General features: G+C 55.6%; 1 protein-coding gene. It reads left to right on the top strand.

Annotated elements, in window-relative coordinates; genetic code table 11:
- Positions 1 to 122: 122 nt before the first annotated feature.
- The coding region (locus AF337_RS00040; RefSeq protein WP_193393557.1) for a dihydrodipicolinate synthase family protein at positions 123 to 295 on the top strand (173 nt) is incomplete at its 3' end.

Below are 295 nucleotides of genomic sequence, written 5' to 3'. Positions count from 1 at the left end.
CTCAGCATGCACCAAAAAAGATATTGACTCCAGAGATTTCGAGAACGATATTGGGAACGTTCCCGTAAACGATCCTATATCGATCGCGAGCGAACTGCGATCGCACGAAGGAGGAGACCAACATGCAACCGATGGATATGCGCGGGCTGAGCCCGGCCCCCGTTACCGCTTTCACCCGCGACGGTGAAGTTGATCACAAAGCCAACGCCAAACTCGCCAAATGGCTGGTCTCGATGGAAGGCGTCAAAAGCCTCGTCATCCTCGGTCATGCCGGCGAGGGCACCTTCCTCACGGA

This window comes from Rhizobium ecuadorense (genome assembly GCF_001187535.1).
Lineage (GTDB): Bacteria > Pseudomonadota > Alphaproteobacteria > Rhizobiales > Rhizobiaceae > Rhizobium > Rhizobium ecuadorense.
The sequence above is the reverse complement of the archived record's forward strand: the minus strand, read 5'-3'. Positions and strand labels throughout refer to the sequence as shown.